The sequence below is a fragment of the Bacillus sp. 05T22 genome (assembly GCF_056396765.1).
Genome location: NZ_JBFTMC010000098.1, coordinates 1 through 16391 on the forward strand (window position 1 = coordinate 1; position 16391 = coordinate 16391).

Consider the following 16391-nt stretch of genomic DNA (forward strand, 5'->3'; position numbering starts at 1 on the left):
AAACAGAAGAAGGGACGCTTCAGCATAACCGTAAGTTGGTTCGTGAATGGGAAAAGCACTGCGTAAGAGGAAAAAAGGTAACAGATTTAATGGCAGGAGAATTAGGTCATTTCTATGAGGGGCAAAAGTTACGAAAACAAATGAAAGAGAATCGTAGAATTGTTGCAGAACAATTATTAGGTGTTTCAAAAGTAATGGAAGATTTTGCGAAAGAAATTCAGCGTGAACGGGAAAATCATCAGGTACAGGAAGAACAAATTTTACAAGCGTTTCGTGACTTTGGTGTCGGGGTGGAACATGTTGATATCTATTGTTTAGATAGAGGGAATATTGATATTGAAATGATGATTCCGGCAGCATCTAATCAACATGGGGAATGTGACAAATTAGTTGCGCCGATGCTTTCGGATATTTTAAAAGAAAATATTATTGTTAAACATGAAGAACCTTCTGCTTATCCAAATGGTCATAGCATGATATCTTTTGGATCAGCGAAAACATTTTCTCTTGATACAGGGCTTGCTACAGCGGCAAAAGGAGGCGGATTTGTATCAGGAGATTCGTATGCGATGATGGATTTAAGTGTTGGGAAATATGCCCTTGCCATTAGTGACGGAATGGGCAATGGACAAAGGGCACATATGGAAAGTAAGGAAACGGTAAAATTGTTACAAAAAATATTGCAATCCGGTATTGATGAAGAAATTGCTATTAAGTCTATTAATTCAATTCTTTCATTGAGGACGACAGAAGAAATGTTTACGACGCTTGATTTAGCTATGGTAGATTTACGTGATGCAAGCGCTAAGTTTTTAAAAATTGGTTCAACCCCAAGTTTTGTAAAACGTGGAAATAACGTTTTACAAATAGAAGCAAGCAACTTGCCAATGGGAATCATTGAGGATGTTGAGGTGGATGTTGTTGGTGAACAATTAAAAACAGAGGACATTCTAATTATGATGAGTGATGGGATTTTTGAAGGGGCGCAACATGTGGAAAACCATGAATTGTGGATGAAGCGTAAAATTAAAGAATTACAAACCGATGATCCACAAGAAATTGCCGATATTATTATGGAAGAGGTCATTCGATCTAGTGATGGATATATCAATGATGATATGACGATTGTCGTTGCGAAGGTAAAGAAGAATATGCCAAAGTGGGCTACGATTCCAATTATGGGTAAACAAGCGCAATAGGGGAGCGGAAATCTCTTCAGTTTGGTTATGAGGTCTAGGTTGATACCTAGGCCTTTTTTTATAGGAGAAAGTAGCTTTATTATTTCTATGAAGATAGGGAAGGGATGTAAGATAAAAAAGTGAATTTTGTACATCTTTTTTTTGCACAAAGTTTGTAAAAGTTGTACCATTATAAGTAAGGTAAAAAGTATGTTATTGTTTGGTTTTAACGAAAGGTGATTGCGGAGTTGAGAGATACATTTGTTGAAAAAGTAGATGAGTTTGCAAAGCAGCATGATGTATTAGAGGAACATTCGACAATTGTTGTAGGAGTTTCTGGAGGCCCTGATTCTTTAGCTCTTTTATATTATTTATTAGAGAAAAGGGAAGAGAAGAAATTGAAGATTGTAGTCGCGCATGTGGATCACATGTTTAGAGGAGATGAATCCTATGAAGACTTACAATTTGTAGAAAATCTTTGCCGGAAGATTGGGGTTATTTGCGAAACGATAAGAATTAATGTATCGCAATATCAACAGCAATATGGAATGAATGCACAGGTGGCTGCTAGGGAATGCCGATATGCATTTTTGGAAAGAATAATGAAGAAATATGATGCACGATATGTAGCTCTTGGGCATCATGGAGATGATCAGATGGAGACGATTTTAATGCGTCTCGTCCGCGGGAGTACTCCGAAGGGTTATGCTGGAATTGCCGTGAAACGCCCTTTCCATGGTGGATATGTAATTAGGCCTTTGTTAGTGGTAACAAAGGAAGAGATTAATGCTTATTGTAAAAGGTTAGGGGTTACACCACGTATGGATCCAAGTAACGAAAAGGAAGTATATACGAGGAATCGATTACGTAAGTATGTTCTACCTTATTTAAAAGAGGAAAATCCGCATGTGCATGAGCGATTTCAAAATTTTAGTATGCTTATGCAAGAGGATGAGGCGTATTTGCAGGAATTAGCTTTTGARAAGATGAATAAAGTAATTACAAAAAAAAGTGATAAACACATTGTCTTATCAATTCCTGCCTTTGAATCCATGTCTATGCCTTTACAAAGGAGAGGGATTCAACTAATATTAAACTATCTTTATGAATACAAGATTCCGTCTTCGCTTTCTTCTATACATATTGACAAAGTTATTGCATTTTTTAAGCGGACACACCCTTCAGGCTCACTTGATTTTCCTGGTGGCCTAAAAATTGTTCGTACATATGAAGAATGTAGTTTCCGATTTAAGCAAGAAATTGTTTTTCCTTTTTCACAAGTTTTATCAGTACCGGGTGCTGTTACCTTAGCAAACGGTGATGAACTTGTAGCAGAAGTAAATGAGGAATTACCAAGTAACATGAATGAAACAGTATTTGTTGCTAAGTATAATGATATATCATATCCTCTTCTTATTCGCTCTAGAGAAAACGGAGATCGCATGTCAATAAAAGGTATGAGTGGTACAAAAAAGATAAAAGCTATTTTTATTGAGGAAAAAGTACCAAAAGAAAAGAGAGAAGAGTGGCCGATTGTTTGTGATGCAAGCGGGAACATTATTTGGGTTCCGTTGTTGAAACAATCTGCATTTGCTATTTCACACGGAACAGCAGATAAGGATAAATATATGATTATTCACTACAAAAGCAAGGAGTCTTCCAGGAGGATAATGAAATGATGAATGAAGATATCGAAAAAGTATTAATTTCCGAAGAACAAATACAAGAAAAGGTGCATGAGCTAGGTGCAATTATTGCAGAGGATTACAAAAATACAGTACCTCTTGCAATCGGTGTATTAAAGGGTGCAATGCCATTTATGGCAGATTTATTGAAAAGAACAGATACATATCTTGAAATGGATTTTATGGCTGTTTCTAGCTACGGTCATTCTACAGTTTCAACAGGTGAAGTGAAAATTTTAAAAGACCTTGATACTTCTGTAGAAGGTCGCGATATTTTAATCGTTGAAGATATTATTGATAGCGGCCTTACATTAAGTTACTTAGTGGACCTATTCAAATATCGTAAGGCGAAATCTGTAAAGATTGTTACGCTACTAGATAAGCCAACTGGTCGCAAAGTCGACCTGCGAGCGGATTATGTTGGATTTACTGTTCCTCATGAATTTGTTGTAGGATATGGCTTAGATTATAAGGAGCAATATCGTAATCTTCCTTATGTTGGAGTATTGAAACCAAGCGTTTACTCAAATTAATTAAATACAGGCGTTAAAATTGGATAGGAAAGTTTTTCTATGTTACGATTTACTATAGTGTTTATGCCGTGAGAGGAGGTTAGGAATGAATCGTATCTTCCGTAATACCATCTTTTATTTACTGATATTCTTAGTAGTGATTGGAATCGTGAGCTATTTTAATGGTTCAACACAAAAAACAACATCAGTTAGCTACGATAAATTCATTACTAAACTTGAAAAAGGTGAAGTGCGTAATGTGCAGCTTCAACCAAAAAATGGTGTGTTTGAGGTAAAAGGACAATTTAGCAATGCTAGTCAGGAAGAACAATTTGTTACTTATGCACCAAATACTGAAGAATTACAAAAGAAAATTAATGACAAAGCGCAAGGTGCTGAAGTGAAGTATCAACCAGCAGAGGAAACAAGTGCTTGGGTGACATTCTTTACTTCTATCATTCCGTTTGTGATTATCTTCATCTTATTCTTCTTCTTACTAAATCAAGCTCAGGGCGGCGGTAGCCGTGTTATGAATTTCGGGAAAAGTAAGGCGAAGTTATACAATGATGAAAAGAAAAAAGTGCGCTTCAGAGATGTAGCTGGAGCAGACGAAGAGAAACAAGAACTTGTTGAGGTAGTAGAATTCTTAAAAGATCCTCGCAAGTTTGCTGAAGTTGGTGCCCGTATTCCTAAGGGTGTTCTGCTAGTTGGACCTCCAGGTACAGGTAAAACATTGCTTGCACGTGCTGTTGCAGGTGAAGCTGGCGTTCCTTTCTTCTCTATTAGTGGTTCTGATTTCGTAGAGATGTTCGTTGGTGTCGGTGCTTCCCGTGTACGTGATTTGTTTGAAAATGCGAAGAAAAATGCTCCTTGTATCATTTTTATCGATGAGATTGATGCAGTAGGTCGTCAACGTGGGGCAGGTCTTGGTGGTGGTCACGATGAACGTGAACAAACGCTAAACCAACTTCTTGTTGAAATGGATGGATTCGGTGCAAACGAAGGTATTATTATCATCGCTGCAACAAACCGTCCTGATATTCTTGACCCAGCGTTATTACGTCCAGGACGTTTTGACCGTCAAATTACAGTGGATCGTCCAGATGTAAATGGACGTGAAGCGGTACTGAAAGTACATGCACGTAACAAACCACTTGATGATGATATTAACTTAAGAGCAATTGCGACTCGCACACCAGGATTCTCTGGTGCAGATCTTGAGAACTTATTAAACGAAGCTGCATTAGTAGCTGCGCGTCAAGATAAAAAGAAAATTGACATGTCTGATATCGATGAAGCGACGGATCGTGTTATTGCAGGTCCTGCGAAGAAAAGTCGTGTTATTTCTGAAAAAGAACGTAATATTGTCGCATTCCATGAAGCGGGCCATACTGTAATTGGTGTCGTGCTTGATGAGGCGGATATCGTTCATAAAGTAACAATTGTTCCTCGTGGTCAAGCTGGTGGGTATGCGGTAATGCTTCCGAAAGAAGATCGTTACTTCATGACAAAACCAGAATTACTTGATAAAATCACTGGTTTACTTGGTGGCCGAGTGGCTGAGGAAGTTGTATTTGGTGAAGTGAGTACAGGAGCTCATAACGACTTCCAACGTGCGACTGGCATTGCGAGACGTATGGTAACGGAATTTGGTATGAGTGATAAGCTTGGACCGATGCAGTTTGGAAGCTCACAAGGTGGTCAGGTGTTCTTAGGAAGAGACTTCCATTCAGAACAAAACTACAGTGATGCAATTGCACATGACATCGATGTAGAAATGCAAACGATTATGAAAGAATGTTATGCTCGTGCAAAACAAATTCTTACTGAAAAACGTGATAAGCTTGATATTATCGCAAAAACGTTACTTGAAGTGGAAACGTTAGATGCAGAGCAAATTAATCATTTATATGATTATGGAGTTTTACCTGAGCGTAAAAAGTCCTCTGAAGATGTGAAAGTGAATATCACAATGAAAAAAGATGATGAGAACGCAGAAGATAAATAAGAAATGAAGGAGTGACAATAGTCACTCCTTTTTTCTATGCTGAGAAATTTGTGTACTTGTATATAAATTTGAAGCTTCTTTGCTTTAAAAATTGAAATAGTGAACGATCTTTTTGTAAAATGGTGAAGATGGAAAAACTGATTATATAGGTATGTATGATATGATGGCATTATYAGTTTTGTACATACTGCACAAATATAGATTAAATAAGATAAGTGGTGAGAATATGATTTTTGTATTGGATGTAGGGAATACAAATGCGGTGCTTGGTGTATTTGAAGATGGGAAACTTCGTCAGCATTGGCGCATGGAGACTGATCGTCATAAAACAGAAGATGAATATGGTATGTTAGTGAAACAGTTACTTGAACATGAAGGCCTTTCTTTTCAAGATGTGAAAGGAATTATTGTTTCTTCGGTTGTACCACCAATTATGTTTGCCTTAGAGCGTATGTGTGAGAAATATTTCAAAATTAAACCACTTGTAGTGGGACCAGGAATAAAAACAGGTTTAAATATTAAATATGAAAATCCGCGTGAGGTTGGAGCGGATCGTATTGTAAATGCTGTAGCTGGTATCCAATTATACGGAGGCCCGCTTATTATTGTCGATTTTGGAACAGCTACTACATATTGTTATATTAACGAAAATAAGCATTATATGGGCGGGGTAATTACACCAGGTATTATGATTTCGGCAGAAGCTTTATACAGTAGAGCGGCTAAACTTCCTCGTATTGAAATTACAAAACCAAGTAGTATTATTGGGAAAAATACAGTAAGTGCAATGCAAGCTGGCATTCTTTATGGGTATGTTGGACAAGTGGAAGGTATTGTGAGGCGTATGAAAGAAGAAGCTAAACAAGAACCGAAAGTTATTGCAACTGGAGGATTAGCAAAATTAATTGCAGAAGAATCTAATGTAATTGATGTTGTAGATCCGTTTTTAACATTAAAAGGCTTGCATATGCTATATGAACGTAATGCAAATTTACAGCATGAGAAGGGTGAATAAATAAGTATGAAAGATTATTTAGTAAAAGCGTTAGCGTTTGATGGAGAAGTTCGTGCGTATAGTGTACGTACAACAAATATGGTAAGTGAGGCGCAAAGACGTCATGATACATGGAGAACTGCTTCAGCAGCACTTGGGCGTTCGTTAACAGCTGGTGCAATGATGGGGGCTATGTTAAAAGGTGATCAGAAGCTGACGATTAAGGTGGAAGGAAATGGCCCACTTGGCCCAATCTTAGTGGATGCTCATGCGAATGGAGATGTGCGTGGATATGTAACGAATCCCCACGTTGATTTTGAAGCAACAGAGCAAGGGAAATTACGTGTATATCAAGCGGTAGGTACAGAAGGATTTTTAACGGTAATTAAAGATATCGGTATGCGTGAACCGTTTATCGGGCAGTCTCCAATTGTTTCGGGAGAATTAGGGGAAGATTTCACGTATTATTTTGCTGTTTCTGAGCAAACGCCTTCTTCTGTTGGTATTGGTGTCCTTGTAAATGGGGATGATAGCATACTTGCTGCAGGTGGATTTATCCTGCAAATTATGCCAGGAGCACAGGAAGAGACAATCTCCTTTATTGAAGAGCGTCTGCAAAAAATCCCACCTGTTTCAAAATTAATTGAACAAGGTCTTTCGCCAGAGGAATTATTATACGAAGTACTAGGAAAAGAAAAAGTGAAGGTATTAGAAACAATGGACGTTCAATTTAATTGTACATGTTCTCGTGAACGTATTGAGAGTGTATTAATTAGCCTCGGTAAAAAAGAATTAGAACAAGTTCGTGAGGAAGAAGATGAAACGGAAGTGCATTGTCATTTCTGTAATGAGCGATATAATTTCTCTAAAGAAGATATTACAAACTTGATTGAAAGCTTGTAAACAAAAGGGTTTTCTAGCAATTGCGAATCATCTAAATAAATTGACAAGTAAGAAAAATTCTGTCAAAATTAAAATGTAGATAAAACCAATAAAAATACTCGGTGTTAGGAGTGACAGGAATGCGAGTGGCACAATCAGTTTCAGAATTAATCGGGAAAACGCCGATCGTTAAGTTGAACCGCATCGTAGAGCAAGACAGTGCAGACATTTACTTAAAATTAGAATTCATGAACCCTGGAAGTAGCGTAAAAGATCGTATTGCATTATCTATGATCGAAGCTGCTGAAAAAAAGGGATTATTAAAAGAAGGCGATACAATTATTGAACCAACGAGTGGTAACACAGGAATTGGTTTAGCGATGGTAGCGGCTGCAAAGGGCTATAAGGCAATTTTAGTAATGCCGGAGACAATGAGTATTGAACGTCGTAACTTATTACGTGCTTATGGAGCTGAATTAGTATTAACTCCGGGTTCAGAAGGAATGGGCGGCGCAATTCGTAAGGCAACTGAATTAGCGAAAGAGCATGGTTACTTTATACCACAACAATTCCAAAACCCGGCGAATCCAGAAATTCACCGTTTGACGACAGGGCCAGAAATTGTTGAACAAATGGGTAATCAATTAGATGCATTTATCGCTGGTATCGGTACTGGTGGAACAATTACAGGTGCTGGTGAAGTGTTAAAAGAAATATATAAAGATATTAGAATTTACGCAGTAGAACCTGCAGATTCTCCGGTGTTATCTGGTGGGAAACCAGGTCCGCATAAGATTCAAGGTATTGGGGCTGGATTCGTTCCTGAAACATTGGATGTAGAAGTATATGATGAAATTATTCAAGTGAAGACAGAACAGGCATTTGAATATGCGAGAAGAGTGGCTCGTGAAGAAGGTATTTTAGTTGGTATTTCTTCAGGTGCTGTCATTTATGCCGCGACAGAAGTTGCGAAAAAGCTTGGTAAAGGGAAAAAGGTTCTTGTAATTATTCCAAGTAATGGTGAACGTTATTTAAGTACACCGCTTTATCAATTTGAATCATAATTAGTATGGCCAGAAAAAGCATTCCTGAAAAGGAATGCTTTTTCTTTTTTCGTTTGAAAATAGTGAATGACTAGAAAACTTCATGTAAAATAAGTAGTAGTAAAGTTAAAATATTTTCACTAGCTCTCAGGGACGAGTATGTCATATTAACCATCTGTAATTTGGGGTGATTAGTCTAAGGGAGTGGGATAAAAGAAGACGGGGTGTTGGTATGCAGCGAAGAAAATCTTTAGCGCTTTCTGTTCCATATCATTTAGATTTTTTTAAGCAATATAAGTTTCTTTCTCAGAATAAGAATCAACATATTTTGTTAGAAAGTGGACGTGGGGGTCGTTATAGTATTGCGGGGCTCGATCCGGTAGCGGTGATTCAGGGGAAAGATGAAACGTTACATATAAGTGAAAGCGGTAAGGAAACAATGGAGAAAGGCAATCCGTTAGATTTAATGCAAAGGTATATGGAACGATGGAGAACGAAGCATAATCCGGACTATCCGCCATTTCAAGGTGGTGCAATCGGATATTTTAGTTATGACTGTATCCGTTATATTGAAAAACTTCCTTCCCTTGCGGAGGATGATGTGGATATACCTGACATATTCTTTTTATTATTTGATGACGTGTTTGTGTATGATCAACAAGAGAATGTGTTGTGGATTATTACGCATTATATAGATGAACGTGAGGAAGCGGAAAGTCGTTTAAATGAATGGAAGAGCCTTTGGATGAAGGAAATTCCTGAAGTTAAAGTGCCATTTGAATGTCCTGAAAATAGAAATGAAGCGGTAGCTTTTACAGAAGAAGGATTTATGAAAGCTGTTCAGCGTATTCAAGAATATATTGGGGCTGGAGATGTGTTTCAAGTGAATTTGTCTACAAGACAAGAGAAAACATTACAAACACACCCACTGGAGATTTATACGAGTCTTCGTGAAATTAATCCATCACCATATATGGGATATTTAGAGTTTGGAGATTTTCAAATTGTTAGCGGTTCACCTGAATTGTTAATTAAAAAGCAAGGGAATGAAGTGAGTACCCGTCCGATTGCTGGTACACGTTCTCGTGGGAAAAACGAACAAGAAGATGAGAGTTTAGCGAAAGAGTTAATTGAAAATGAAAAGGAACGTGCAGAACACGTCATGCTTGTGGATTTAGAGCGTAATGATTTAGGGAGAGTTTGTAAGTATGGAACTGTAGAAGTAGATGAATTTATGGTCATTGAAAAATATTCGCATGTTATGCATATCGTTTCAAACGTTCGTGGTGAGGTTGAAACGGATAAGGATGCTTTCGATTTAGTAAGAGCTGTGTTTCCAGGTGGAACAATTACGGGGGCACCTAAAATACGTACGATGGAAATTATAGAGGAATTAGAACCGGTTCGCCGTGGAATTTATACAGGTTCAATTGGTTGGATTGGTTATTCAGGAGATATGGAATTAAATATTGTGATTCGTACGCTTCTTGCAAAAGATGGCCAAGCATATGTGCAGGCAGGGGCAGGAATTGTAATTGATTCAAATCCGAAATATGAGTATGAAGAATCGTTGAAAAAAGCAATCGCCTTATGGCGTGCGAAAGAAAGCAGCGAAGAAACGGTTAGGTGAGAGAAATGATATTGATGATTGATAATTATGATTCATTTACGTTTAATTTAGTGCAATTTCTTGGGGAACTTGGACAAGAGCTTATCGTCAAGCGCAATGATGAAATTACAATTTCAGATATTGAACAAATGAAACCTGACTTTCTTATGATTTCACCAGGTCCTTGTAGTCCGAATGAAGCTGGTATAAGTATGGGTGTCATTAAATATTTTGCAGGAAAGATTCCGATTTTTGGTGTGTGTCTAGGTCATCAATCGATTGCACAGGTGTTCGGAGGCGATGTTGTTCGTGCGGATCGTTTAATGCATGGAAAAACTTCTCTTATGTATCATGATGGAAACCTGATTTTTGCAGACATTCCAAATCCATTTACAGCAACGCGTTATCATTCTCTTATTGTAAAAAAAGAAACATTGCCAGAATGTTTAGAAGTGACATCTTGGACAGAAGAGGGAGAGATTATGGCGCTTCGTCATAAAACATTGCCAATTGAAGGAGTGCAGTTCCATCCGGAATCCATTATGACTTCACATGGGAAAGAGTTACTGCAGAACTTTATTCGTAGTTATAGCCCCAGTGTATCGTCATGTTAATTTATGTAAATGGTGCATATGTGGAAGCGAGTGAGGCGAAAATCTCCCCTTATGACCATGGGTATTTATATGGGCTGGGGGTTTTTGAGACATTTCGTATTTATAATGGCTATCCGTTTTTATTAGACGATCATTATGAGCGTTTAATGGATGCCCTTTCTGTATTGCAAATTGAGTGGAAGATGACGAAAGATGACGTACTTCGTATTTTGCAGGAATTACTCGTGCGAAATGGATTAGAACATGCGTATGTTCGTTTTAATGTTTCAGCTGGTATAGGTGAAATAGGCTTACAGACAGGGCTATATGAAGAGCCTTCCGTTATTGTATTTATAAAACCTTTGACGGTTCCGGGTAAAGCGGTAGAAAAGAAAGGCGTTATTTTGAATCAAAAACGAAATACGCCGGAAGGGACGTTTCGTTTAAAGTCTCATCACTATTTAAATAACATTTTAGGAAAACGTGAAATTGGAAATGTTGTGAATAAAGAAGGAATCTTCCTTACTGAAGCAGGTTATGTAGCGGAGGGGATTGTTTCGAATCTCTTTTTTGTGAAGGAGGGTGTTTTATACACGCCGTCGCTGGAAACAGGGATTTTAAATGGGATCACTCGCGCTTTTATTATAAGAATTGCTGAAGTATTAGATGTACGTGTAGAAGAAGGTTTGTTTACACAAAAGGAATTGCTTTCTGCCGATGAGGTGTTTGTAACAAATTCTATTCAAGAAATTGTCCCACTTAATCAGATTGAAGAAGTTAATTTTCCAGGTAAAGAAGGGAAGGTTACAAAGTCTTTCATGTGTGTGTATGAAATGCATAGAGAAAGTCTTTGGAGCCGAAATGAACTGCTAAGAGGAGATGTGTAGTGTGAAGTGGAATTATGATTTGCGCTGCGGCGAATATACATTGGACTTAAATAAAAAAACATTAATCATGGGGATTTTAAATGTTACACCAGATTCATTTTCAGATGGTGGAAACTACGATGAGGTGAACGCAGCTGTAAGTCATGCGAGAGAAATGGTGAGTAATGGAGCTGATATTATTGATATCGGTGGGGAATCAACTCGTCCTGGTTTCGCGAAAGTTTCGGTGGAGGAAGAATTAGGGCGTGTAATTCCGATGATTCAAGCGGTTTCGAAAGAAGTGAAAGTGCCTATTTCTATCGATACGTATAAAGCTGAAGTAGCCAAACAAGCAATTGAAGCGGGTGCTCATGTTATTAATGATGTATGGGGAGCAAAGGCGGAACCGAAAATTGCAGAAGTTGCGGCACATTATAATGTGCCGATAATTTTAATGCATAATCGCGATAACACAAATTACCGTAATCTTATGGCGGATATGATTGCGGATCTATATGAGAGTGTTAAAATTGCAAAAGGTGCAGGTGTACCTGATGAGAATATCGTTTTAGATCCGGGTATCGGTTTCGCGAAGACGCCAGAACAAAATTTAGAAGCGATGCGTAATCTAGAAAAATTACATGTGTTAGGGTATCCAGTCCTTCTTGCGACTTCGAGAAAATCGTTTATCGGTCATGTTTTAGATTTGCCGGTAGAGGAACGTGTAGAAGGCACAGGAGCATCGATTTGTCTTGGTATTGATAAAGGCTGTGAAATGATTCGTGTTCATGATGTGAAGGAAATGGCACGTATGGCAAAGATGATGGATGCAATGATTGGCAAGGGGGTAAAATGATTGGATAAAATTTATATTCATGATATGGAGTTTTATGGCTATCATGGCGTATTTCCAGAAGAGAATAAATTGGGGCAAAGATTTAAAGTGGATTTAACAGTGGAACTGGATTTAAAACAAGCGGGCGAAAGTGATAACTTAGAGTATTCGGTAAACTACGGAGAGCTCTTTGAACTTTGCAGACAAGTGGTAGAAGATCGAACATATAAGCTTGTAGAAAGTATTGCGGAAAATATAGCGGCGAATATATTGAATCAGTACGTAAGTATTYTGCGATGTACAGTAAAGGTTGTTAAACCGGATCCACCAATACCAGGGCACTATCGTGCTGTGGCGGTAGAAATTACGAGAGATCGACCATGAAAAATGTAGTATACGTTGCGTTAGGATCAAATATTGGTGATCGTTATGTTTATTTATTGCAAGCGATTGAGCTGTTAAATAAAAATCCTCATATTCAAGTGGAGGATGTCTCTTCTGTATATGAAACAGATCCAGTGGGATATACAGATCAAAATCGTTTTTTAAATTTAGTTATAAAAATTTCTACCAATTTACCGCCGCAAGAATTGTTGAAAGTAACGCAAAAGGTTGAGATAAATTTAGGAAGAAAAAGGGAAATTAGATGGGGCCCGCGAACCATTGACCTTGACGTTTTGCTCTATAATCAAGAAAATATTGAAGCAGAGAATCTTATTGTGCCGCATCCGCGGATGTTCGAAAGAGCTTTTGTTATCGTTCCGTTGTTAGAGATCAATCAAGATATAAAACAAAATATTTCACGTTCGCAAGTAGATGAAATGAAAAGGCGAGAGGGAGTAACGGTATGGAAGCAGAAAAATGGGGAAGACGCATTCGTGCTTTTCGGAAATTAAAAGGTTATACACAAGAAGGTTTTGCAAAGGAATTAGGGGTATCTGTATCTGTTTTAGGAGAAGTAGAGAGAGGGAATAGAACCCCTTCTCAAGATTTTGTAGTAGAAGTTGCTAAGACATTAAATATTTCAATAGATGAATTAATGCCAAAGTGAGGATAAAAGAAGGAGACAGTCGAGTGTTAAAGATTGCAAACATTGAGATGAAGAATCCAGTTGTACTAGCACCAATGGCGGGAGTGTGTAACTCTGCATTCCGTTTAACAGTAAAAGAATTTGGTGCAGGTTTAGTATGTGCTGAAATGGTAAGTGATAAGGCGATTTTATTTAATAACCAAAAAACATTAGATATGTTATATATCGATGAGAGAGAGAAGCCGCTAAGTTTACAAATTTTTGGCGGTGAGAAGGAAACGCTTGTTGGTGCTGCGAAATATGTAGATAAAAACACAACGGCGGATATTATCGATATCAATATGGGTTGCCCAGTTCCGAAAATTACGAAGTGTGATGCTGGTGCAAAGTGGTTATTAGATCCAGATAAAGTATATGAAATGGTAGCGGCCGTTGTAGATGCTGTTGAAAAACCAGTTACAGTTAAAATGCGTATTGGCTGGGATGAAGACCACATTTTCGCAATTGAAAATGCTAGAGCTGTGGAACGTGCAGGCGGTCAAGCGGTAGCGGTTCATGGACGTACACGTGTTCAAATGTATGAAGGGAAAGCGGATTGGGATATTATTAAACAGGTAAAACAATCTGTGAATATTCCTGTTATTGGAAATGGTGACGTAGAAACTCCTCAAGATGCGAAACGTATGCTTGATGAAGTAGGGGTAGATGGCGTTATGATTGGGCGTGCAGCTCTCGGGAACCCATGGATGATTTATCGTACAGTAAAATATTTAGAAACAGGGGAATTAATGCCGGAACCAACAGTGCGTGAGAAAATGGATGTATGTATGTTGCACTTAGATCGTCTTATTGACTTAAAGAATGAAGATATTGCAGTAAGAGAGATGAGAAAGCATGCAGCTTGGTATTTAAAAGGTGTTGGTGGTAATGCGAGAGTACGTAATGCAATTAATACTTGTAATACTCGTGAAGATCTTGCCTCTTTATTAGGTGCATTTATAGAAGAAGTAGAAACAAAACAAAAAACAATTCACGTTGGTTAAAAGGAGGAAAGAGAGAACGTTTGACATTCCTTCTCTCACTACCTATAATTACGTGAAAGAAAGAAGAACTGCCAGTATACTACTGGCAGTTTTTCTAGTTGAGTAGAAAATGATATACTGTATATATTGTAAAATTTAATAGAGCTGGAGTGATATCAATACCATGGATAACATGAACCACGAAGAATTAAATGACCAATTGCTTGTTCGTCGTGAGAAGTTACATAACTTACGTGAACAAGGGATCGATCCGTTTGGTAAACGTTTTGAACGTACGAATTCAACGAAAGAATTATTAAACTTGTATGGAGAGTTCTCTAAAGAAGAATTAGAAGAGAAAGGAATCTCTGTTTCTATTGCTGGCCGTATTATGACAAAGCGCGGTAAAGGGAAAGCAGGTTTTGCGCATATCCAAGATTTACACGGACAAGTTCAAATCTATGTTCGTAAAGATGCTGTTGGAGATGAGCAATATGAATTATTTAATACAGCTGACTTAGGTGATTTAGTAGGAATTGAAGGGAAAGTTTTCAAAACGAACGTAGGTGAGCTTTCAGTGAAAGCAACAGGATTTACGTTATTAACGAAAGCTCTTCGTCCACTTCCAGATAAATACCATGGGTTGAAAGATGTTGAACAACGTTACCGCCAACGTTACCTAGATTTAATTACGAGCATGGAGAGCCGTGAAACATTTGTTACTCGTAGTAAAATCATTCGTGAAATGAGAAGATACTTAGATGATAATGGCTACCTTGAAGTAGAAACACCAATGATGCACGCGATTGCGGGCGGTGCCTCTGCTCGCCCATTCATTACGCATCATAATGCGTTAGATATGGAATTATATATGCGTATTGCAATTGAGTTACACTTAAAACGCCTTATTGTAGGTGGCTTAGAGAAGGTATACGAAATCGGCCGTGTATTCCGTAATGAAGGTGTGTCAACACGTCATAATCCTGAATTTACAATGATCGAATTATATGAAGCATATGCTGACTATGAAGATATTATGAAACTAACAGAAAACATGATTGCTCATATCGCAAAGCAAGTACTAGGTACAACAACAATCCAGTACGGTGAGCAAGAAATTAATTTAGAGCCAGAATGGACACGTCTCCACATGGTAGATGCAATTAAACAATATTCTGGAGCAGATTTCTGGAGCCCGATGAGCGTGGAAGAAGCACGTACATTGGCGAAAGAACATGGTGTGGAAATTAAAGATACAATGGAAGTTGGTCATATTATCAATGAATTCTTCGAACAAAAAGTAGAAGAAAAGTTAATTCAACCTACATTTATCTATGGACACCCAGTGGAAATTTCTCCGCTTGCGAAAAAGAATGATGAAGATCCACGCTTTACAGATCGTTTCGAGTTATTCATTGTTGCTCGTGAGCATGCGAATGCATTTACGGAATTAAATGATCCAATCGATCAAAAAGAACGTTTTGAAGCGCAATTAAAAGAGCGTGAACAAGGTAATGATGAAGCGCATATGATGGACAATGATTATATTGAAGCACTTGAGTACGGCATGCCTCCTACAGGTGGACTTGGAATTGGTATTGATCGTCTTGTTATGCTATTAACAAATGCGCCATCTATTCGCGACGTGCTGTTATTCCCAGCGATGCGTCATAAGCAAGACTAATCCAAGCTTTGGAGATTTCTCCAAAGCTTTTCTTTTTGTCATATAGTGAAGTTAAAATGATTCATTTACTATATAGAAGAAAGGTGTCTTTATGTAGGAGGATCGATACTGTTTTTATACTTTTTGATTRGGTTAAAAATTTTATTAAAAAACTATTGCATTTTAATAAATGAACTGGTATATTTATATTCGTTGTCACGAAAGACAACAAAGAAAACAAACGAAAACAACTTTTAAGACAAAAAGTTGTTGACGAAAATATAACAAAATGTTATATTGATAAAGTCGCTTCGGCGGCAATGAGTTCTTTGAAAACTGAACGAAACAAACAACGTGAAACGTCAATTTTTATTTTAGATGCTAGACAAACTAACTTTATTGGAGAGTTTGATCCTGGCTCAGGATGAACGCTGGCGGCGTGCCTAATACATGCAAGTCGAGCGAATGGAT

Annotated in this window: 16 protein-coding genes and 1 rRNA gene; all 17 read left to right on the top strand. The window is 37.8% G+C overall.

Features of this window, described 5'->3' with window-relative positions:
* Positions 1-1199, top strand: a 1199-nt coding sequence (locus tag AC1DIT_RS22045; protein ID WP_476998403.1) for a SpoIIE family protein phosphatase, incomplete at its 5' end; no start/stop codon positions are given.
* A gap of 227 nt (positions 1200-1426) precedes the next feature.
* Entirely contained in the window at positions 1427-2857 is a 1431-nt protein-coding gene (gene tilS / locus AC1DIT_RS22050) for a tRNA lysidine(34) synthetase TilS (protein WP_016132956.1), read from the top strand.
* Complete coding sequence (gene hpt, locus AC1DIT_RS22055) at positions 2854-3396, top strand: hypoxanthine phosphoribosyltransferase (protein ID WP_016132957.1); 543 nt, start codon at positions 2854-2856, stop codon at positions 3394-3396. Before tilS ends, hpt begins: the two co-directional genes overlap by 4 nt.
* Before the next feature lie 85 nt (positions 3397-3481).
* Positions 3482-5383, top strand: a complete 1902-nt coding sequence (gene ftsH / locus AC1DIT_RS22060; protein ID WP_016116919.1) for an ATP-dependent zinc metalloprotease FtsH — start codon at positions 3482-3484, stop codon at positions 5381-5383.
* A 226-nt stretch (positions 5384-5609) separates the two neighbouring features.
* The gene (locus AC1DIT_RS22065; RefSeq protein ID WP_033671258.1) at positions 5610-6398 is read left to right on the top strand and encodes a type III pantothenate kinase; all 789 of its coding nucleotides are present in this window, start codon (positions 5610-5612) and stop codon (positions 6396-6398) included.
* Positions 6399-6404: 6 nt separating this feature from the next.
* Positions 6405-7280, top strand: coding sequence for a redox-regulated molecular chaperone HslO (gene hslO / locus AC1DIT_RS22070; RefSeq protein WP_003194276.1), 876 nt, complete (start codon positions 6405-6407; stop codon positions 7278-7280).
* Positions 7281-7399: 119 nt separating this feature from the next.
* Positions 7400-8323 (top strand): cysteine synthase A, encoded by a 924-nt coding sequence (gene cysK, locus AC1DIT_RS22075; protein WP_016116921.1) that lies wholly within the window; start codon positions 7400-7402, stop codon positions 8321-8323.
* 211 nt (positions 8324-8534) lie between these two features.
* On the top strand, positions 8535-9932 hold the full coding sequence (gene trpE, locus AC1DIT_RS22080) for an anthranilate synthase component I (protein ID WP_016132958.1): 1398 nt from the start codon (positions 8535-8537) through the stop codon (positions 9930-9932).
* A 5-nt stretch (positions 9933-9937) separates the two neighbouring features.
* Positions 9938-10525 carry an aminodeoxychorismate/anthranilate synthase component II gene (gene pabA / locus AC1DIT_RS22085; RefSeq protein ID WP_033671259.1) on the top strand — a complete coding sequence of 196 codons (588 nt, stop codon included), beginning with the start codon at positions 9938-9940 and terminating at the stop codon, positions 10523-10525.
* The gene (pabC, locus tag AC1DIT_RS22090; protein WP_016116924.1) at positions 10519-11391 is read left to right on the top strand and encodes an aminodeoxychorismate lyase; all 873 of its coding nucleotides are present in this window, start codon (positions 10519-10521) and stop codon (positions 11389-11391) included. The genes pabA and pabC overlap by 7 nt, the downstream gene beginning before the upstream one ends.
* Positions 11384-12226 carry a dihydropteroate synthase gene (gene folP, locus AC1DIT_RS22095; RefSeq protein ID WP_077295494.1) on the top strand — a complete coding sequence of 281 codons (843 nt, stop codon included), beginning with the start codon at positions 11384-11386 and terminating at the stop codon, positions 12224-12226. Before pabC ends, folP begins: the two co-directional genes overlap by 8 nt.
* On the top strand, positions 12227-12589 hold the full coding sequence (gene folB, locus AC1DIT_RS22100) for a dihydroneopterin aldolase (protein WP_016116926.1): 363 nt from the start codon (positions 12227-12229) through the stop codon (positions 12587-12589). It begins immediately after the preceding gene.
* On the top strand, positions 12586-13101 hold the full coding sequence (folK, locus tag AC1DIT_RS22105; RefSeq protein WP_016132959.1) for a 2-amino-4-hydroxy-6-hydroxymethyldihydropteridine diphosphokinase: 516 nt from the start codon (positions 12586-12588) through the stop codon (positions 13099-13101). Before folB ends, folK begins: the two co-directional genes overlap by 4 nt.
* Positions 13053-13256 (top strand): helix-turn-helix domain-containing protein, encoded by a 204-nt coding sequence (locus AC1DIT_RS22110; RefSeq protein ID WP_000387032.1) that lies wholly within the window; start codon positions 13053-13055, stop codon positions 13254-13256. The genes folK and AC1DIT_RS22110 overlap by 49 nt, the downstream gene beginning before the upstream one ends.
* A gap of 23 nt (positions 13257-13279) precedes the next feature.
* Entirely contained in the window at positions 13280-14278 is a 999-nt protein-coding gene (gene dusB / locus AC1DIT_RS22115; protein ID WP_016116928.1) for a tRNA dihydrouridine synthase DusB, read from the top strand.
* Positions 14279-14441: 163 nt separating this feature from the next.
* Positions 14442-15941, top strand: coding sequence for a lysine--tRNA ligase (gene lysS, locus AC1DIT_RS22120; RefSeq protein ID WP_016116929.1), 1500 nt, complete (start codon positions 14442-14444; stop codon positions 15939-15941).
* A 375-nt stretch (positions 15942-16316) separates the two neighbouring features.
* A 16S ribosomal RNA gene (locus tag AC1DIT_RS22125) occupies positions 16317-16391 on the top strand; the annotation flags it as partial.